Raw genomic sequence first — 18613 nt, 5'->3', positions numbered from 1 at the left:
CATGATTCAACGCCCACGCCGCTTGCGAGCCAATCAGGCAATTCGCAACCTGGTGAGCGAATCACATGTGCGCCCCGAGCAACTGATTTTGCCGCTGTTTGTGCGCGAGGGCCTAACCGAGCCGAAGCCGATCAAGGGTCTGCCTGGCACAGTGCAACACACCCCGGATAGCCTTCGCGCCGAAATCGATCGTGCGATTGCGGCCGGTATTGGTGGCGTGATGGTTTTTGGTGTGCCAAACCACCGCGACGAAGATGGCACCGAAGCATGCAACCCAAACGGTGTTCTCACTTCTGCCATTCGTTCAATTCGTGAGCAAGCTGGTGATCGCCTGGTTGTGATTGCCGATCTTTGCCTAGACGAATTCACCAGTCACGGCCACTGCGGTGTGCTTGATGCTCGAGGCGAAGTAGACAACGACCGCACACTTGAAATTTATGGCCGCATGGCAGTGGTGCTAGCTGAAGCCGGCGCGCACATGCTTGGCGCAAGCGGAATGATGGATGGCCAAGTTGCTGCCACTCGTGCCGCACTAGACAAAGCAAACTTCAAAGACGTTTCGATTCTTGCTTACGCAGCGAAATACGCATCTGCTTTCTACGGGCCATTTCGCGATGCAGTTGAATCTCAACTTGATGGCGACCGCAAGACTTATCAGCAAGACCCGCGCAACTCACGCGAAGCAATTCGCGAAATCAAACTAGATGCAGCCGAAGGCGCAGACATCATCATGGTGAAGCCGGCACTCGGTTATCTAGACATCGTTAGCCAGGCTCGTCAACTTGTTGACTTGCCAATTGCGAGCTATATCGTCTCTGGCGAAACAGCAATGATCGAGGCTGCAGCCGAGCAAGGCTTGCTGGAGCGCGAGCGCGCAATTCTTGAAACACTATCCTCGGTGCACCGCGCCGGTGCAAACATCATCTGCACCTACTGGGCAATCGAAGCCGCAGCCTGGCTCTAACCATGACTCAAGATATTCACAACTCGCAAAGTTGGCACCAACGTGCGCAGCAGGTTATCCCGGGTGGAGTTAGCTCACCGGTTCGCGCATTCAAAAGTGTTGGTGGCACACCACGTTATTTTGTTCGCGGCGAAGGTTCACACATTTGGGATGTCGACGGAAACGAATACATCGATCTAGTTGGTTCATGGGGGCCAATGATTGTGGGCCACGCCCATCCGCAGGTTGTTCTCGCAGTCACCGAGGCAGCAAAACTTTCGGCATCATTCGGTGCGCCAAGCCCCAACGAAGTGTTGTTGGCCGAAGAAATTATTAGTCGCGTGCCAACCATCGAGCGAGTGCGCTTTGTGTCTAGCGGCACCGAAGCTGTGATGACGGCCGTGCGTCTTGCCCGCGCCGCTACTGGGCGAGCGCTGATTGTGAAGTTTGCCGGTTGCTACCACGGGCACAGCGATGCCCTGCTGGTGCAGGCCGGTTCGGGTGTAGCAACCCTTGGTTTGCCCAACTCCCCCGGCGTCACCGAAGGCCAAGCTCAAGACACCCTCGTTCTTGAATACAACAACTTGCAACAGTTGCAAGAATTGTTCGCAACACGCGGCAGCGACATTGCAGCGGTGATTACCGAACCGGTGCCCGCCAACATGGGTGTAGTGCCGCCGATCGAAAACTTCAACGCAACCATCGCTGCGATCACCAAACAACACGGTGCAATTTTTATCTTCGACGAAGTGATGACCGGTTTTAGAATTTCTCGCGGTGGCTATTTTGCTGCACATCACACCGAAGGCTGGGTTCCCGACCTATTTACCTTTGGCAAAGTGATTGGCGGCGGATACCCGGTAGCCGCAATTGCCGGTGGCGCACAAATAATGGAACTGCTCGCACCAACCGGGAGTGTTTATCAAGCCGGCACCTTGAGTGGCAACCCGGTTGCAACTGCTGCTGGTCTTGCAACGTTGCAATTGTGCGATGAAGCGCTCTACAAAACGCTCGACACTCGAGCCGCTCAGGTTGGCTCTGCGATTAGCGAGGCACTAGCTGCCGAAGGCGTGGCACATCAATTGCAAAATGATGGCAATCTGTTCTCGATTTTCTTTACCGATCAACCGGTGCGCAATTTTGCCGACGCGTCAAAACAAAACACCAAGCAGTTTGCAGCTTTCTTCAACGCGATGCTTGAAAACGGAGTCTCAATTCCGCCTTCTGCTTTCGAAGCGTGGTTTGTGTCTGGTGCGCTGAGCGACTCAGATTGTGAACGAATCAGCCGGGTTGCGCGGATTAGCGCCAAACACGCGAGCCAATTCAGTCATAGCTAATTCTTCGTTCTTCACTTGCTGCACGGTTGCATAAAGTGGGCGCGATTCCCAAGCACCAGGTTCATCCAAAAGCTTTTCAACCGAGTCATCAAATTTGTTATTGCTCACGTCGGCAAGGGTCACGTTTTCAAGAACCTTGCGAAGCGATGCACGCAGCGCAACCCAAACATCACGCAGATGTTCTGAGGCTCCGTCATAGGTGACGTCTTCTGGTCTGGCTCCGCGCACTGCGGCCAGCGGCCCATCCAAAGCGCGCACTACATCGGCAAGTGAAATTTGTGACGGATCACGACTGAGGCGGTAGCCACCAACGGCACCGCGCTGGCTCACAACGAAGCCGGCGTGACGAAGTTCAGTGAGAATGCCCTCTAGAAATTTGAGGGGAATTGATTGGGCCTGCGAGATTTCCTCGCCCTTCATCAGCGAGGTTTCGGCTCCCTTATAGGCGGTGGCCAGCTGCAACAAGGCGCGCATTCCGTAGTCGACCTTGGCTGAAACATGCATGCGTCTATCAAACCATGAAACAAAAAGACACATTCACCGCGCCAGCACTGGGCTGGGATAATGTCTACTAATTACATAGGAATTGTGGCAATTGTTCGAAAATCGGGGTGATCACGTGAAAAAAGCTCTCAAAGCCATTCGGCTGAGCATCGTGCCGGCGCTGTTGCTAGCCCTTATGTTTACCGCCCCCATCACAAACACCAAGCCCGCTGCAGCCGTGGCTCAAGGACTACCCAGCGTGATTCGCATCGGCTACTTTGCCAACATCACCCACGCCCCCGCACTCATCGCCGCACAGCAGAATCTATGGCAGCAGGCTTTGCCTGGCGTGACCATCGAACCGTTCATTTTCAGTTCGGGTTCAGCTGCGGTTGAAGCCCTAAAGGGTGGCGCACTAGACGTTTCATACATCGGGCCTAACCCAGCCATTGCCGGCTACAACACTACGGATGGCACACTGCTGCGCATAGTTTCTGGGGCAACCTCGGGTGGCGCTCAATTCATCACCAACAAATCGATTCAGACCGTTGATGATCTTGGTGGCAAGAACTTTGCGTCACCTGGCTTGGGTGGCACGCAAGATGTGGCTCTCAAGTTCTTCTTGCATGAGCGCGGCCTAACGCCAAACGTTGATGTCACAGTGACTCCAACCGAAAACGCAACCACGCTTCAGCTTTTTCAGCAAGGTCAGATTGATGGCGCGTGGGCGCCAGAGCCTTGGGCATCACGCCTTGTGCTCGAAGGCAACGGCAAGGTATTTGTTGACGAAGCCGATCTTTGGTCAAACAAATCATTTGCAACCACCAACCTGGTTGCCACCACAGCTTTTCTAACTCGCTACCCGGCTGCCGTCAAAGCAATCGTGGCAACCAACCTTCAGGCAATTGACCTAATCAAGAATGACCCAGTCTTGGCCAAAACATTGGTGCAAGCAGAAATACTAAAACAATCGGGCAAGCAACTTAGCGATGCAGTTATTGAACGCGCTTGGCTAAACCTACAATTCACTGCCGACCCGCTGGCAACATCCCTAGCCACCAATGCAAAACAAGCCGAGGCAGTTGGTTTGCTAAAGCTGGGTGCGGGTGGCCTTAAGAGCATTTTTGACTTGCGCATTTTGAACGAGTTGTTGCAGAGCAAAAACCTGCCACTAGTCTCGGCAGCATCAAACGGAAAGCAATAATCATGGAAACCACCGTTGCTCCAGTGATAGAGATTAAGAATCTCACCAAGCGCTACAGCGAGTCTGGGCCAATCGTTATTGACAGCCTGAACCTAACTATTCAGCCCGGAGAGTTTGTTGCAATCGTTGGCGCATCTGGTTGTGGCAAGTCAACCTTGCTCAATATTCTTTCTGGCCTAGAAAAGCCAAGCAGTGGCTCTGTTGAGCTAAACGCCAAGGCCAGCCTGATGTTTCAAGAGTCAGCTCTGTTGCCTTGGCTAACCGCCGGCAAGAACATTGAACTGGCACTCAAACTAAGCGGCTACCCCCCTGAAAACCGCAGGGCCCGTGCCCAAGAACTGCTTGAGCTGGTGCACCTAAGCCACGCCTACAACCAGCGCCCTCACGAATTATCTGGCGGCATGCGCCAGCGCGTGGCTATTGCCCGAGCCATCGCTCAAGACCGCAAGATTCTGCTGATGGACGAGCCGTTTTCTGCTTTGGATGCCATCACCCGCGATCTGTTGCACGACGAACTGATTCGCATTTGGGAAGAAACTGGATTGGCTGTTTTGTTCGTGACTCACAACGTGCGTGAGGCCGTGCGTCTGGGTCAGCGCGTGATTTTGATGTCATCAAAACCAGGCAAAATCATTCGCCAGTGGAAGATCGACTTTGCTCAACCACGTCGCATTGATTCAAACGACGTTGCGCACTTCGCTTCGGCAATCACCGATCAATTGCGTCAGGAGATTATTCGCCATGCCTAATTTTGAATACATTCCCGACGACCAAATCAAAGAAGCACGTCAAAAACAACTTGAATCACTAAGTGCCGGTCTCGACAATCTAGAGTCCGACTCAGGTTCTAAGACCAGCGTTTCAAAGCGCGCGCTCAAGGCCATTGCGCCACTTGCCGCTGTTGTAATTGTGCTGGCCATTTGGCAACTTCTTGTAATTCTCAAGTGGCAGCCGACCTGGGTGCTGCCATCCCCAGCAATGGTGGTTGATTCACTGGTGCAGCAATACAACCAAGGTTTGCTGGTGCCTTCGGCAATCAACTCGTTGCGTCGAGGTGTGCAAGGTTTTGCAATTTCACTTTTGATTGCGACCCCAATTGGAATTGCTCTTGGTTTGAATGCAAACTTGCGCGCGATTGCCCGACCAATCATCACCGGTCTGCAGCAGTTGCCATCGGTTGCTTGGGTGCCGGCTGCAATTATTTGGTTTGGCTTATCAGACGCAACAATCTTTGCCGTAATTCTTTTGGGTGCGGTGCCATCGATAGCCAACGGATTGATTTCTGGCATCGACCAGATTCCGCCAATTTATTTGCGCGCCGGTAAAGTTTTGGGCGCACGCGGTCTAACTTCAATTACTCACATTGTGGTGCCAGCTGCTTGGCCGGGATACCTAGCCGGCCTTGAGCAAGGTTGGGCATTCGCTTGGCGCTCACTAATGGCCGCAGAGTTGATTGCCATCGCACCATCGCTTGGCCCCGGTTTGGGTCAGATGCTAGACACCGGTCGCCAGCTTGGTGACATGTCATTAGTGCTGGGTGCAATCGTCACCATCATGGTTGTTGGTGTGTTGGTTGAGCGCTTGGTGTTCTCGCCAATTCGCCAGAACACTCTGCGCAACCGCGGATTACTTCACGCTCGATAAATAGGCAGTAGCCGGTTGTTGCTATACAGCAGCTCCGGTTCGGCTAATCTCAACCTGCTCGTCACGGTCAACAACCTTCACGCGCTCACGCTCTACGTGTGAGGTGTCGGCTGCGCCTAGGGCCAACTCGTATTCATTCAGAGCCAACCAACCGTTCCAATTGGTGTACTTCACCCCGCGGCTATCCAAAGTGGCCAACAAATCAGCGCTGTCTGGGGTTGCTGGGTCGGCCAAGTTGTCTAGGTCGGCAAGCAGGTTCTCAATGGTCTCGGTGGCATCGCTCTTGGTGTGACCAATCAGACCAACCGGGCCACGCTTGATCCAACCAGTTGCATAAATCGCTGGCACCTGGGCGCCAGACTCATCAATCACACGGCCACCCTCGTTGCGAATCACACCGAGCTTCTCGTTGAACGGCACCTCTGGCAGCTCACTGCCAAAGTAACCAATCGCACGATAAACAGCCTGCACTGGGTATTCAACGAACTCGCCAGTGCCGTGCACCGAAGCGCCATCAGGGTTTAGCGCAGTGCGCTCAAACTTGATGCCGGTCACTTTGTTGTCACCAAGAATTTCAACCGGGCTAGCAAAGAAGTGCAGGTGCAAACGACGGCTTGCAGGCTCGTCAGTTTTTTCGTGCTGCTCTTCGCGCCAACCTTCGATAATGCGAGCCATTACCTTGTGCTGGTTGGTAACACCTTCGGCGTCTTCGTTGAACCAACCCTCAGGAAAGTCTTCGTCGTAAAGCACTAGATCTACATCTTCAATTTCGCCAAGCTCACGCAATTCAATTGGAGTGAACTTGATCTGTGCTGGGCCACGACGACCAAACACGTGCACATCGGTAACCGGTGACTTCTTCAAACCTTCATAAACGTTCGCCGGAATGTCAGTTGACAGCATGTCATCAGCGTGCTTCGCCAACACGCGCGCAACATCCAAAGCCACGTTTCCGTTGCCAAGCACTGCAACTTCTTTAGCCTCTAGCGGCCAGGTGCGTGGAAAGTCTGGGTGACCGTCATACCAAGAAACGAAATCTGCAGCGCCATAAGAACCTTCAAGGTCAACACCCGGAATGTTTAGCGATGCATCTTTGATTGCACCGGTTGCAAAAATCACTGCGTGGTAGTGCTGCTTAATGTCGGCAAGGTTTAGGTCTTTGCCAAACTCCACGTTGCCATAGAAGCGAATGTGGCCACCGTCTAGCATTTCGTGCAACGAGTTCACGATGCCCTTGATGCGCGGGTGGTCAGGAGCAACTCCATAACGAATCAAACCGTAAGGCGCAGGCAGCGAGTCGAACAAGTCGATGTCCACCTCTGGGTACTTCGAGGCAAGAATGTTTCCGGCGTAAATACCCGCCGGGCCCGCGCCAACAATTGCCACTCGTAGTTGCTTACTCATTTGATTCCTTTACTGATTTTTGGGCCGCGGATGCAGCCGGGGCGAGTTTCACAACATCGCCGATGATTACTACTGCAGGCGCCTTCACGCCGACTTCTGTTGCATCCTTGGCTACACTGCCAAGGGTTGAAATTGTCACTCGCTGGTTGGCACCAAAGCCTTCTTCAACGATAGCCACTGGGCAATCAGCACTGCGACCTTCGGCCTGCAGGTTAGCTGCCGAGTCGGCCAGGGTGCCCACACCCATCAAGATCACAATCGTGTGATCGGCCCCGCCAGGCAGGTTGCTCACCGGCTCGTGGCCAGTAACCACGGTGAAACTGGTGGCTAATCCGCGGTGAGTCACCGGGATTCCCGCGAGAGCTGGCACAGCAATCGAACTGCTGATGCCCGAAACAGTGAAAGCAGTCACACCATTGGCAGCACAGAACTCAAGTTCTTCGCCACCGCGACCAAACACATAAGGGTCGCCGCCCTTTAGGCGAACCACGCGCTTGCCGAGCTTGGCCTGGTCGACCAAAATCTGGTTGATCTGCTCTTGTGGCACCGGGTGATTGTCTGGCGCTTTGCCAACATCAATCAGCTCAACGTCGTCACCTAGGTTCTCAAGCAAACCTGCTGGTGACAAACGATCGAATACAACCACATCGGCACCTGCCAAAAGTTTCTTGCCAGCAACGGTAATCAAGTCAACATCGCCAGGGCCACCACCGACAAGTGCAACAGTGCCTGGGGTTTGCACAAACGGTTCAGCTTGCAACCACGAAGCGATTTGATTGCGAATCGCTTTTGCACGACGTGGCTCGCCATTGCCAAAGGCTGCAACAGTTGCATCTTGCAAACGCAAAACTGCAGGCACCCATGCTGTTGACTTCTCAGCCTCTGCGGCGTTCACGCACAAAATGCGCAACGATTCTGCTTCGCGAGTAACGGCATCATCAGCTGACGCAATTCCAGTGGCAGTGTGCACCAACCAGGCATCGGTCAGGTCACCCGCTTCATATTCGCGCGAAATCAAAACAATGCGAGCATCCGCGGCAAGTTGTTTCACTTCTTCGGTTGCGGTTGGCGAAATCACCGTGATAAAAGCAGCTGCATCAAGCAGGCCTTTCACGCGACGAGTGCCAACAACGCCTGCGCCAATTACAACAACCTTGCGGCCGGCAATGCGCAATCCGAGTGGATACAACTTGCTATCGGTCATATCGTGTAGTTCACCAATTGCAAGTTCGTGTGAATACCAGCGGCAAGTGTTGCACCATCCTGAGGTTGAATAATCAAGAACGCGCCAGCACGACGGTAGTCGCGGTAATCCTCTAGCGGTTGTGGCACTGCCAACTTGATCATCACGTGACCAATGTCATTCACTTCAATCTTGTCGGCTGGATCGATTGCCAAAGTGTCGAGGTTGCGCTTGCCAATAATCTGCGAGATCACGGCTTGGCAAGTTGATGTGCCGGTCTTCACCAACACACGTGCACCCACTTCAACCGGGCGTGGGTCTAGCCAGAACACTTCGGCCTCAAACAGGTTCACTGGCTCAGGCAAGGTGCCAGCCGCGCCAATCAATGCTCCACGGGCAACATCGAACTCATCGGCCAAACGCAGCGAAACCGACTGTGGCGCAAACGCTGTGTCAACGCTCTTGCCCGCAACATCGATGCCAACCACGCTGGTCTTGAAGTGCCCAGGCAGAATCTCAACCTTGTCGCCGACGGCCACAACACCAGAAGAAATCTGGCCTGCATAGCCGCGGTAGTCGCGATATACCGCGTCATCAAGCCCTGCAGCCAAGCCACCCTGCGGGCGAATCACTAGCTGCACCGGAAAACGGAACTCTTCTTTCTCGTTCTCGATCTCATCGATTGCCGGCAACTCTTCGAGCAGTTCAATCAGAGTTGGGCCGGTGTACCAATCGGTGTTGGTCGAGCGCTCAACAACGTTGTCACCCTCAAGCGCAGAAACTGGAATCACGTGAACATCACTCATGTGCATGCCAGAGGTCAGCTTGTGCAGGTCGGCAACGATGTCTTCATAAACCTTCTGATCGAAACCAACTAGGTCAATCTTGTTCACAGCGACAATCACGTTTGGCACGCGAAGCAAATTCACTACGGATAGGTGACGGCGAGTTTGCTCGAGCACACCCTTGCGTGCATCGATCAAAACCACAACGGCATCCGCGGTGGCAGCACCGGTGACCATGTTGCGGGTGTATTGAACGTGACCTGGGCAGTCAGCCAAAATAAAGCTGCGCTGCGCTGTTGAGAAATAACGGTAAGCAACATCGATGGTGATGCCCTGCTCGCGCTCGGCTCGCAAACCATCGGTTAGCAAGGCAAGGTCAAGACCACCGGCGTCGCCACCAAAGCCACGCTCGGCAGATGTGCGAGCAACGGCCTCAAGCTGGTCAACCAAAACTGATTTGCTGTCGTGAAGCAAACGACCAACCAAAGTCGATTTGCCGTCGTCAACCGAACCGGCGGTTGCAAAACGCAACAGGGTGCGAGTTTGATTTAGGGTTGCTGAATTCAAAGTGCTCATTAGAAGTACCCTTCTTTCTTACGGTCTTCCATAGCGGCTTCAGAAATTCGGTCGTCTGCGCGAGTGGCACCGCGCTCGGTTAGCGTGCTTGCTGCAACTTCGAGCACAACATCGCTAATGCTGCGAGCTGGTGATTCAACAGCACCGGTGCAACTCATGTCTCCCACTGTGCGATAGCGAACCAAACGCTTCTCAACAACCTCGGTTGCGGTTGGCATTGAAACCGGGCCAACTGCTCGCCACATGCCATCGCGTGAATAAACCTCGCGCTCGTGTGCGTAATAAAGCGGTGGCAACTCAATGCCCTCGCGCTCGATGTAGCGCCAAATGTCTAGCTCTGTCCAGTTGCTAATCGGAAAAGCGCGAACGTGCTGACCAGGCAGGTGGCGACCGTTGTAAAGGTTCCATAGCTCTGGGCGCTGGTTGCGTGGGTCCCACTGGCCAAATTCATCACGAAGGCTCAGGATGCGCTCCTTGGCGCGGGCCTTATCTTCGTCCCGGCGGGCGCCACCGAAAACGGCGTCGTACTTGCCCTTGGTGATTGCCTCAAGCAATGGCAGGGTCTGCAGTGGGTTGCGGGTGCCGTCTGGGCGCTCCTGCAATACTCCGCGATCGATGTAATCCTGAACCGAAGCAACCTCAAGGCGAAGACCTAGGCGCTCAACGGTGCGATCGCGAAACTCGATTACCTCTGGAAAGTTGTGACCGGTGTCAACGTGCAGCACCGGGAACGGAACCTTGCCAGGCCAGAACGCCTTGGTTGCCAAGTGCAAAACCACAACACTGTCTTTGCCACCAGAGAAAAGCAACACAGGCTTTTCAAATTCGGCCACGACTTCGCGAATGATGTGAATCGATTCGCTTTCTAGAGTGTCTAGCAAATCTAGACGGCTGTCAGAAAGTTTTTGACTCATAGGTGCAGACCACACTCAATCTTGTTAGCGCCTGCCCAACGACCCGAACGTGGGTCTTCGCCTGGTGCAACCTGCTTGGTGCAAGGTTCACAACCAATCGATGGGTAGCCGTTTGATAGCAAAAGGTTCACTGGCACTTGGTGTGCGGTTGCATAGTCGATCAGTTCGTCAAAGGTCCACGCAGCAAGCGGGTTCACTTTAACTAAACCGTTCTTTTCATCCCAGCCAATTAGCGCAGTGTTAGCACGAGTAGGGGCCTCGTCGCGGCGCACACCGGTGAACCAAAGTTCGTAGTTCTTTAGTGAATCGTGCAGCGGGTCAACCTTGCGCATCTGGCAGCACTGGTTTGGGTCGCGTGAATAAAGCTTCTCGCCAAACTTTGCGTCTTGCTCGGCAACGGTTAGCTTTGGCTTCACATCAACAATGCGCACTGGCAACGCACGCGCAACCTCATTGCGTGTGGCGAGAGTTTCGGCAAAGTGATAACCGGTCTCTAGAAACAAAACTTCTGCGTTAGCAATTTTTTGCGTCACGATGTGCGGCAAAACTGCATCAGCCATTGAACACGCAATTGCAACAGCGTCAACATCAAAGTTTGCAGCAACCCAATCAATCACTTGCTCGGCGGTTGCTTCACCAGTTGCATTCGCTGCACCAAGTTCGGCAAGCTGTGCCAAGCCAGCTTCAACCAAACTCTTCAGTTCAGCTTCGCTGCGGCGAGTTAGAACGCTCATTGAAGTGCCTCTTCTTCTGCACGGTGTGCCCACTCAGCAAATGTCTCGTCGCCTTCGGCTTCTGAAACATACTTGCGAGTCACACGCTCTACGTATTCGCTTAGGTTTGCTGCGGTCACCTTTAGGCCACGCACGGTGCGGCCAAGGCCAGCCTCGTCGCGGTCGCGAGACGCCAAGCCACCACCTAGGTGCACCTGGAATCCAGGCTCGGTGCCGCCGTTGCCATCAGGCAGCAACTGGCCTTTAAGGCCAATGTCGGCAGTCTGAATGCGGGCACAAGAGTTTGGGCAACCGTTCACGTGCAACGAGATTGGGCGCTTCAACTGAATATCAACCATGGTGCGAGTCAGCGACTTCACTGCCTCGGTTGCAGTTTCTTTGGTGTCAACAATTGCCAACTTGCAAAACTCAATGCCGGTGCAAGCAATGGTTGAACGCTGAAAGTCGCTTGGTCGGGCATTCAAACCAAGTGCATCAAGTTCAACAATTATGTTCTCAACATCGGCTTCGGCAATGTCAAGCAAAACCAACTTCTGGTGAGGTGTGGTGCGCAAACGCTTTGAGCCATACTTCTCAAGCACGTCTGCAAGATCACTCAGGATGGTGCCAGACACACGACCAACAAACGGTGTGACGCCAAGATAGAACTTGCCGTCTTTCTGCTTGTGCACACCAACGTGGTCACCAACAGTTTTTGGAGTTGGTGCAGCAGGGCCATCGGCCAACTTGTACTTCAAGTATTCGGTCTCAAGAATTTCGCGGAACTTCACCGGGCCCCAGTCAGCCATCAAGAACTTCAAACGAGCCTTGTTGCGCAAACGGCGGAATCCGTAGTCGCGGAAGATTGAACAAACGCCGTACCAAACTTCGGCAACCTGTGCCGGTGAAACCCAAACACCCAAACGCTCGGCAAGTCGAGGTGCGGTTGACAAACCACCACCAACCCAAAGGTCAAAACCAACACCGTGCTCTGGGTGGTTCACTGCAACAAATGCAAGATCGTTGATTTCGTGAACTACGTCTTGGCTTGGGTGACCGGTGATTGCCGACTTGAACTTGCGTGGCAAGTTGGCAAGCTCTGGGTCGCCAATGTACTTCAAACGAATTTCTTCGATGATGTCGGTTGGGTCGATCAACTCATCCTCAGCAATGCCGGCAACCGGTGAACCCAAGATCACACGTGGCACGTCACCACAGGCCTCTGTGGTTTCTAGGCCAACGCTTTCGAGGCGGCGCCAAATTTCTGGCATTGCCTCAACTTCGATCCAGTGCAACTGAATGTTCTGGCGGTCGGTTAGGTCGGCGGTGTCGCGACCAAAGTCTTTTGAGATGCCGGCGATTACACGCAGCTGCTCGGTGGTTAGCTGGCCACCGTCAATGCGCACGCGCAGCATGAAGTACTTGTCTTCGAGCTCGTGCGGCTCAAGGGTTGCGGTGCGGCCGCCATCGATGCCCGGCTTGCGCTGGGTGTAAAGACCCCACCAGCGAAAACGACCGTGCAGGTCGGTGCCATCAATGCTGTCGAAACCGGTCTTCGAATAAATGTTCTCAATGCGCTCACGAACCGAAAGGCCACCGTCTTCTTGCTTCCAAGATTCGTTGGCGTTCAGTGGCTCAGTGCCGTCAACCTTCCACTGGCCGTTTGAGCGGCCCTCGCGTGGAGGTCGAACTTCAGCATTGGTTCCGCCGGTCACGTGTTCAGTCATTAGACATCCTAAAAAAGTGAATGCTGCCGCATAGTCGGCAGCGCTGGGTCTATTTTCGCCTATAAAAACGAATCCCGCTTGGGGGCAACTTCCGCACCACAGCGCCGATTCCGGCCCACTCACCCGATTCGAATTCCTACTGTTTTGCTAGGCTTTTCGCAATCCCTTTTATCTATTGAGGTTTCTCATTCGCACACTCATCGCGGCATCGCACGGCACCGACAATTCCAACGGTGCTTTGGCCATCTCGCGACTCGTAACAAAAGTTAATGAAGCCTTAAACCCCGCGGATGTTCGCGAGGCCTTCGTCGATGTGCAGCAACCAGATGTGCCAACCGTGCTGGCACAGGTATCCGAGGCAACAATCGTGCCGCTGCTTTTGGCCACCGGCTATCACGTGCGTCAAGATATTGCCGATGCCGCTTTTGAACACGGCGACGCCACAATCACCCCAGCCCTTGGCCCAGACCAAAGACTGGTTGACGTTTTGGTGCAGCGTCTTGCCGAGGCCGGTCACCAGGCAGAAGATCTTGTAGTTCTCACCGTTGCCGGTTCGAGCGATGCGCGCGCACAAGCCGAAACCAGCAAAGTGAAGGCAATGCTCGAGGCATCCCTGGGTAAGCAAGTTGAGTTGGCATTTCTTTCTGCGGCCGAACCGAAGCTCAAAGACCTAGTGCCAAAGCTAAAGTTTCAAAACCCACGCAAGCGAATTGTGGTGAGCACCTACTTATTGGCGCCCGGTTTCTTTAGCGACCTGATGCAAAAGGTTGGCGCGCACATTGTGACCAACCCGCTGCTTTCGCCAGAGCTTGAAACCCCGCAGCAACTGATTGACATTGTGATTGAGCGATTTACCGCGGGCCAGAAACGTTCAGGCCAAACCGGTTGTCTCGATGGCATGCGTGGCAAACCGTTTGAGGGTTGTGCCGCAGGTTGCGCTAGCGCTTGTCGCCAACCGGCCTAACTTGCTAGTGCGAAGCAACCGAATCGCCCGCAGGCTGCTCGGTCTTTACTGGTTCTTTGATTAGTAGGGCCAACACCAAAGTTGCTATCCAAATGATTGCGCCAAGCAAGAACGCTTGTTGCGAACCGGTAGTCACTGCAAGCGCAGCATCTGACTTCACCTGAGCACCAGCGATGGTGAACACGGTGATGAAGATTGCTGTGCCGGCAGCGCCACCAACCTGCTGCAGTGTGCCAACGGTTGCACTCGCGTGTGGGTAAAGCTGTGGCTCAACCGAACCCATGGTCAATGAGAACAGCGGAGTGAAGAAGAAGCCGATGCCAATCATGAATGCCATGTAGGTCAACAGCAGAGTCCAGAAAGTTGTGTCGCCGTTGAAGGTAGTCATGTAGGCCAAAACCACACCAACAAAAATCGAAGCCGGAATCAAAAGTTTGCGCGCACCAAATTTGTCATAGAGGCCGCCGATAACCGGGCTAAGCAAACCCATGGCCAAACCACCAGGCAAAAGAATCAATCCGGTGGCAAGTGCATCCATGCCAAGGCCGTCTTGAATGAACAGCGGCAACAGAATTCCGAAACCAAACATCACCAACATGGCAACCAGCATCAGAGTTAGGCCCACTCTAAAGTTGGCCGATCTAAAGGTGCCTAGGTTCAAAAGCGCGTGACCGCCGGGTGCCAGCTTGATTTGGCGGCGCACAAAGAGCCCCAAGAACACCAGGCCGAGTGCGAACCAAACCCAAGGTGAAACGGCAACGTTGGTGCGAGCTGCTTCGCCAAATGAGCTGAGGCCATAAACCAAGCCACCAAAGGCCAAGCCCGATAGCGCCACCGAAAGAATGTCGATGGATGCCTTGTTAGGCGTGTGCGAAGCCTTCAGTTTGAGTGAACCAATAACCGCGGTCACCAATCCGATTGGCAGCATTACCCAAAACAACGCGCGCCAGTTAAGTGAATGCAAAATCAAGCCAGAAACAGCTGGCCCCATTGCCGGCGCAACCGACATCACAATGCCGATATTGCCCATGATGCGCCCACGGGATTGCTCTGGCACTAGATCCATGATGGTGGTCATCAAAAGTGGAAACATAATGGCCGAACCAGAGGCTTGAACAATGCGGCCCAACAAAAGAATCTCAAAGCTAGGCGAAAACGCACCAAGCAAGGTGCCGACTACAAACGCCAGCATCGCCGCCATATAAAGTGCGCGGGTTGAAAAGCGCTGCTGCAAATATCCGGTGGTTGGAATCACGATTGCCATGGTCAACATAAACGCGGTGTTCAACCACTGACCAACCGAAGCGGTGATGTTCATGTCTTGCATGATTACTGGCAGTGCCACACCAAGAAGAGTTTCGTTTAGAAATACAACGAACGTGCTGATCAGCAGAATCGAAATTATCAATACGCTTTCAGCCGATAATTTCGACGCTTTGCTCACTATTTATAGTCTCCAACTAAACGCACGGCTCCGCCGTCAACGCCTTTTGCACCTTGCACGTAGCCAGAAAGATCTCCGACTGCTTTATCGACAACACCAAGTTGCCAGGTATTTATTCCGAGTGAATTCAAACGAACTGCAACTTCGTCGGCACGGTCTGCAGCTACAACAACTGCCTGACCCAAGCCAAGGTTCCAAGTTGATTCAACACTCTGCAGTGAGAAGCCGCCCCAACCAGCAAGCACCTTGAATACATCCTGAGGCGACCAAGTTGAACGGTCAACATCGAGTGAAACACCCTGCGGCAAAACACGAGCCAAGTTAGCTGCAATGCCACCACCGGTGATGTGACTCATTGCGTGCACCGCTGCACCCAGTTCGCCTTCAAGCAAAGTGTTTAGCACGCCGGTGTAAAGCGCGGTTGGCTCAAGCAAAACTTCACCCAACGAGCGAGAATCAAATTCAGCGACACTCTTGGTGTAATCAAGCTTGCTATCAGCAACAATCTTGCGCACCAATGAGTAACCGTTTGAGTGCAAACCAGATGACTGCATGCCAAGCACAACGTCACCAACCAAAACATTTTGTGGGCCAAGCAAACGATCTTTTTCAACCACACCAACTGCTGCACCTGCAACGTCGTAGTCATCTGGGCCAAGCAAGCCTGGGTGCTCTGCGGTTTCGCCACCAACTAGTGCAACACCAACGTGAGCACAAGCTTCGGCAATGCCGCGCACGATGTCGGCAATGCGAGTTGGCACAACCTTGCCGCAGGCGATGTAGTCGGTCATAAACAAACTCTTTGCGCCAACCACAACGATGTCGTCAACAACCATGCCAACTAGGTCTTGGCCAATGGTGTCGTGCTTGTCGATTGCCTGTGCAATGGCAACCTTGGTGCCAACACCATCTGTGGATGTTGCCATCAGCGGGTGGTCATAAGACTTCAAGAAACTGACATCCATCATGCCGGCGAAACCACCGAGGCCGCCAAGCACAAGCTCGTTGTGGGTTGCGCCCACGGCCTTCTTCATTAGTTCAACAGCTAGGTCACCGGCTTCGGTGTCTACGCCAGAGGCGGCATAGGCATTAGTCATTCAGGGTCTCCTGTTGCTGACGAACAAGTTCGTCGGTTTCGCTGTCTGGGCCAGGGTTGCAAGCTGCATCGTCGCGCTCAAGCAAGTTCTTGCCAAGACGATCTGCGGTTGGCAATTCAATTGGGTAACTGCCGGTGAAGCAAGCGGTGCAAAGTTCACGCTCTTGCTGGCCGGTTGCGGCGATCATGCCATCCTTAGTCAAATAACCAAGTGAGTCTGCGCCAATTGAGGTGCGCACATCTTCAACTGCAAGACCAGTGGCAATTAGTTCGGCGCGAGTTGCAAAGTCGATGCCATAAAAACATGGCCAGGTGATCGGTGGCGAAGAAATTCGCACGTGAATTTCTGCAGCGCCTGCTTCACGCAACATTTGCACCAACGCACGCTGAGTGTTGCCGCGAACAATTGAGTCATCAATCACGATGATGCGCTTTCCGGCAATAACTTCTTTGAGCGGGTTCAACTTCAAACGAATACCGCGCTGGCGAATTGTTTGTGAAGGCTGAATAAAGGTGCGGCCAACATATGCGTTTTTCACTAGGCCGTGACCAAATGGAATTCCCGACTCTTGTGAGAAACCAATTGCGGCTGGTGTGCCAGATTCTGGTGTTGGAATAACTAGGTCTGCATCCACCGGATATTCGCGCGCCAACTGACGACCCATTTCAACTCGAGCGTCATAAACGTTCTTGCCATTAATAGATGTGTCTGGGCGAGCCAGGTAAACATATTCAAAAACGCAACCGGCGCGCTTAACTTCGGCAAAGCGAGTTGAACGCAAACCGTTTTCGTCAATTGCAATTAGCTCGCCGGGTTCAACCTCGCGCACGAAACTTGCACCAACAATGTCGAGTGCAGCGGTTTCTGATGCAACCACCCAACCGCGCTCCAAACGTCCAAGCACAAGTGGGCGCACACCCTGTGGGTCACGCGCTGCATAAAGTGTGGTTTCATCCATGAAGACCAAACAAAAAGCGCCCTTGACCTTTGGTAAAAGTTCAAGAGCGGTGGCTTCAAGTGAGTGGTCTAGGTCGCCGGCCATCAATGCGGTTAGCACTGCAGTGTCGGTGGTGTTGCCGCCGGTGATTTCGTTGGTGCCCTGGTCTGGGTAGCGCGACTGCAACAGGTCAAGCAAATCTGCGGTGTTGGTTAGGTTACCGTTGTGGGCCAATGCCACGGTGCCGGCCGAGGTGCGGCCCAAGGTTGGTTGCGCATTGCGCCAGTGTGAGGCACCGGTGGTTGAGTAGCGGTTGTGACCAACTGCAATGTGGCCAATCAAAGATTCAAGGGCGCTCTCTGAGAAAACCTGAGAGACCAATCCCATGTCTTTGTATACGAGGATTTTCTTGCCGTCAGAGGTGGCGATGCCAGCAGACTCTTGACCGCGGTGTTGCAAAGAATAAAGACCAAAGAAGGTGAGCTTGGCAACTTCTTCGCCTGGTGCCCATACGCCGAAGACTCCACATTGGTCTTGTGGATTCTTGTCTCCGTCTACCCCTGAATCGAAATTCAGCAGGCCGTCACCGCGCATCACGCCTCTAGTTTAGTTGCCTTGGCGGTCTTGGCCCGAGCCAGAAAAATTCGGTCCAGCACCACGCCAAGGGTCAAAGCCAAAGCCGCGCCACCACCAGCAAAATAGGCAATCAAATAGGTGATGATTGGCTCTGCGGTGCGCTGCTCTTCAGGAATAGAAAAGCCAACGATCAACGCCAACACAAAACCAACCACGCCACCGGTAAGCAAAAACTGCAAATACTTCGGTGAACGGCGGATGCGAACATCCTCAGTCTTGATTGTGGTCTTTGGTTTCTTCGATTCAGCCATAGGTCTATTCAACTACGAGCCAGGGGCAACACTTGCCCCAAATCGGCTCTCACGCCCGAGGCCGAAATCTGCGCGCCCGCCACGGCATCGGCCCAGGCCAACTTGCCGGTTGCCACAGCAAACCAAACCTCGGGTGACATCTCTACTGTGTTGGGCGGGGTGCCGCGAGTGTGGCGCGGGCCCTCAATGCACTGCGTGGCACCAAACGGCGGCACTCGCACTTCAACCGAATTGCCCGGGGCTACTGCGGCCAACTCTTCAAGCAAAAATCTAACTGCGGATGCCAGCTGCGCAGGGTCGCCCGCTTCAACGGCGGTTACGGCAGCCCAGCCATCCGAGGTTGAAATTCTGCGACGAGCCATAGTTGAGCG

General features: G+C 53.7%; 18 protein-coding genes. 6 read left to right on the top strand and 12 right to left on the bottom strand.

Annotation, left to right across the window (positions count from 1 at the left end):
* The first annotated feature begins 1 nt into the window (after position 1).
* Together hemB and hemL are read left to right on the top strand one after the other, a co-directional pair.
* Positions 2–964: a porphobilinogen synthase gene (gene hemB / locus Q0L28_RS04730; RefSeq protein ID WP_296632335.1), complete on the top strand. Its 963-nt coding sequence runs from the start codon at positions 2–4 to the stop codon at positions 962–964.
* Between the two features lie 2 nt (positions 965–966).
* Positions 967–2280 carry a glutamate-1-semialdehyde 2,1-aminomutase gene (hemL, locus tag Q0L28_RS04725; RefSeq protein WP_296632334.1) on the top strand — a complete coding sequence of 438 codons (1314 nt, stop codon included), beginning with the start codon at positions 967–969 and terminating at the stop codon, positions 2278–2280.
* Here the strand turns inward: hemL and Q0L28_RS04720 are convergent.
* Positions 2209–2784, bottom strand: coding sequence for an Rrf2 family transcriptional regulator (locus tag Q0L28_RS04720; protein ID WP_296632331.1), 576 nt, complete (start codon positions 2782–2784; stop codon positions 2209–2211). The two genes, hemL and Q0L28_RS04720, sit on opposite strands and share 72 nt — an antisense overlap.
* 115 nt (positions 2785–2899) lie before the next feature.
* On the opposite strand from Q0L28_RS04720, the gene Q0L28_RS04715 reads away from it, so the two are divergent.
* From Q0L28_RS04715 to Q0L28_RS04705, 3 genes are read left to right on the top strand one after another with little or no spacing between them, the layout of a single operon-like run.
* Positions 2900–3967 carry an ABC transporter substrate-binding protein gene (locus tag Q0L28_RS04715; protein WP_296632328.1) on the top strand — a complete coding sequence of 356 codons (1068 nt, stop codon included), beginning with the start codon at positions 2900–2902 and terminating at the stop codon, positions 3965–3967.
* A gap of 2 nt (positions 3968–3969) precedes the next feature.
* Entirely contained in the window at positions 3970–4716 is a 747-nt protein-coding gene (locus tag Q0L28_RS04710; RefSeq protein WP_296632325.1) for an ABC transporter ATP-binding protein, read from the top strand.
* Positions 4709–5611: an ABC transporter permease gene (locus Q0L28_RS04705; RefSeq protein ID WP_296632322.1), complete on the top strand. Its 903-nt coding sequence runs from the start codon at positions 4709–4711 to the stop codon at positions 5609–5611. Before Q0L28_RS04710 ends, Q0L28_RS04705 begins: the two co-directional genes overlap by 8 nt.
* A 21-nt stretch (positions 5612–5632) precedes the next feature.
* On the opposite strand, the gene Q0L28_RS04700 is transcribed toward Q0L28_RS04705, so the two are convergent.
* Genes Q0L28_RS04700 through Q0L28_RS04675 form a run of 6 tightly spaced genes read right to left on the bottom strand, consistent with a single transcriptional unit; the run spans position 5633 to position 12913 of the window.
* Positions 5633–7015 carry an FAD-dependent oxidoreductase gene (locus tag Q0L28_RS04700; protein ID WP_296632319.1) on the bottom strand — a complete coding sequence of 461 codons (1383 nt, stop codon included), beginning with the start codon at positions 7013–7015 and terminating at the stop codon, positions 5633–5635.
* Positions 7008–8219 (bottom strand): uroporphyrinogen-III C-methyltransferase, encoded by a 1212-nt coding sequence (gene cobA, locus Q0L28_RS04695; RefSeq protein ID WP_296632317.1) that lies wholly within the window; start codon positions 8217–8219, stop codon positions 7008–7010. The genes Q0L28_RS04700 and cobA overlap by 8 nt, the downstream gene beginning before the upstream one ends.
* On the bottom strand, positions 8216–9559 hold the full coding sequence (locus Q0L28_RS04690) for a GTP-binding protein (RefSeq protein WP_296632314.1): 1344 nt from the start codon (positions 9557–9559) through the stop codon (positions 8216–8218). Before Q0L28_RS04690 ends, cobA begins: the two co-directional genes overlap by 4 nt.
* Positions 9559–10473 (bottom strand): sulfate adenylyltransferase subunit CysD, encoded by a 915-nt coding sequence (gene cysD, locus Q0L28_RS04685; protein WP_296632311.1) that lies wholly within the window; start codon positions 10471–10473, stop codon positions 9559–9561. Before cysD ends, Q0L28_RS04690 begins: the two co-directional genes overlap by 1 nt.
* Positions 10470–11207 (bottom strand): phosphoadenylyl-sulfate reductase, encoded by a 738-nt coding sequence (locus Q0L28_RS04680; protein WP_296632307.1) that lies wholly within the window; start codon positions 11205–11207, stop codon positions 10470–10472. Before Q0L28_RS04680 ends, cysD begins: the two co-directional genes overlap by 4 nt.
* Positions 11204–12913 (bottom strand): nitrite/sulfite reductase, encoded by a 1710-nt coding sequence (locus tag Q0L28_RS04675; protein WP_296632304.1) that lies wholly within the window; start codon positions 12911–12913, stop codon positions 11204–11206. Before Q0L28_RS04675 ends, Q0L28_RS04680 begins: the two co-directional genes overlap by 4 nt.
* Positions 12914–13088: 175 nt before the next feature.
* Here Q0L28_RS04675 and Q0L28_RS04670 point away from each other — a divergent pair, with 175 nt between their 5' ends.
* Positions 13089–13877, top strand: coding sequence for a sirohydrochlorin chelatase (locus tag Q0L28_RS04670; RefSeq protein ID WP_296632301.1), 789 nt, complete (start codon positions 13089–13091; stop codon positions 13875–13877).
* 4 nt (positions 13878–13881) lie between these two features.
* On the opposite strand, the gene Q0L28_RS04665 is transcribed toward Q0L28_RS04670, so the two are convergent.
* Genes Q0L28_RS04665 through Q0L28_RS04645 form a run of 5 tightly spaced genes read right to left on the bottom strand, consistent with a single transcriptional unit; the run spans position 13882 to position 18604 of the window.
* Positions 13882–15321, bottom strand: coding sequence for an MDR family MFS transporter (locus Q0L28_RS04665; protein ID WP_296632298.1), 1440 nt, complete (start codon positions 15319–15321; stop codon positions 13882–13884).
* Positions 15321–16418 (bottom strand): phosphoribosylformylglycinamidine cyclo-ligase, encoded by a 1098-nt coding sequence (gene purM / locus Q0L28_RS04660; protein ID WP_296632295.1) that lies wholly within the window; start codon positions 16416–16418, stop codon positions 15321–15323. Before purM ends, Q0L28_RS04665 begins: the two co-directional genes overlap by 1 nt.
* A complete protein-coding gene (purF, locus tag Q0L28_RS04655) occupies positions 16411–17949 on the bottom strand; it encodes an amidophosphoribosyltransferase (protein ID WP_296632534.1) in 1539 nt (512 codons plus the stop codon). Before purF ends, purM begins: the two co-directional genes overlap by 8 nt.
* Positions 17949–18242, bottom strand: coding sequence for a hypothetical protein (locus tag Q0L28_RS04650; protein WP_296632293.1), 294 nt, complete (start codon positions 18240–18242; stop codon positions 17949–17951). Before Q0L28_RS04650 ends, purF begins: the two co-directional genes overlap by 1 nt.
* An 8-nt stretch (positions 18243–18250) precedes the next feature.
* Positions 18251–18604: a sterol carrier family protein gene (locus tag Q0L28_RS04645; protein WP_296632291.1), complete on the bottom strand. Its 354-nt coding sequence runs from the start codon at positions 18602–18604 to the stop codon at positions 18251–18253.
* Positions 18605–18613 lie beyond the last annotated feature (9 nt).

The sequence above is a fragment of the Rhodoluna sp. genome (assembly GCF_024639375.1).
In the GTDB taxonomy this organism is placed as follows: domain Bacteria; phylum Actinomycetota; class Actinomycetes; order Actinomycetales; family Microbacteriaceae; genus Rhodoluna.
The sequence above is the reverse complement of the archived record's forward strand: the minus strand, read 5'-3'. Positions and strand labels throughout refer to the sequence as shown.

Coding starts and splice junctions, on each gene's coding strand:
- hemB (WP_296632335.1), top strand. CDS start 2: ATGATTCAACGCCCACGCCGCTTGCGAGCCAATCAGGCAATTCGCAAC.
- hemL (WP_296632334.1), top strand. CDS start 967: ATGACTCAAGATATTCACAACTCGCAAAGTTGGCACCAACGTGCGCAG.
- Q0L28_RS04720 (WP_296632331.1), bottom strand. CDS start 2,784: ATGCATGTTTCAGCCAAGGTCGACTACGGAATGCGCGCCTTGTTGCAG.
- Q0L28_RS04710 (WP_296632325.1), top strand. CDS start 3,970: ATGGAAACCACCGTTGCTCCAGTGATAGAGATTAAGAATCTCACCAAG.
- Q0L28_RS04705 (WP_296632322.1), top strand. CDS start 4,709: ATGCCTAATTTTGAATACATTCCCGACGACCAAATCAAAGAAGCACGT.
- Q0L28_RS04700 (WP_296632319.1), bottom strand. CDS start 7,015: ATGAGTAAGCAACTACGAGTGGCAATTGTTGGCGCGGGCCCGGCGGGT.
- cobA (WP_296632317.1), bottom strand. CDS start 8,219: ATGACCGATAGCAAGTTGTATCCACTCGGATTGCGCATTGCCGGCCGC.
- Q0L28_RS04690 (WP_296632314.1), bottom strand. CDS start 9,559: ATGAGCACTTTGAATTCAGCAACCCTAAATCAAACTCGCACCCTGTTG.
- cysD (WP_296632311.1), bottom strand. CDS start 10,473: ATGAGTCAAAAACTTTCTGACAGCCGTCTAGATTTGCTAGACACTCTA.
- Q0L28_RS04680 (WP_296632307.1), bottom strand. CDS start 11,207: ATGAGCGTTCTAACTCGCCGCAGCGAAGCTGAACTGAAGAGTTTGGTT.
- Q0L28_RS04675 (WP_296632304.1), bottom strand. CDS start 12,913: ATGACTGAACACGTGACCGGCGGAACCAATGCTGAAGTTCGACCTCCA.
- purM (WP_296632295.1), bottom strand. CDS start 16,418: ATGACTAATGCCTATGCCGCCTCTGGCGTAGACACCGAAGCCGGTGAC.
- purF (WP_296632534.1), bottom strand. CDS start 17,949: ATGCGCGGTGACGGCCTGCTGAATTTCGATTCAGGGGTAGACGGAGAC.
- Q0L28_RS04650 (WP_296632293.1), bottom strand. CDS start 18,242: ATGGCTGAATCGAAGAAACCAAAGACCACAATCAAGACTGAGGATGTT.
- Q0L28_RS04645 (WP_296632291.1), bottom strand. CDS start 18,604: ATGGCTCGTCGCAGAATTTCAACCTCGGATGGCTGGGCTGCCGTAACC.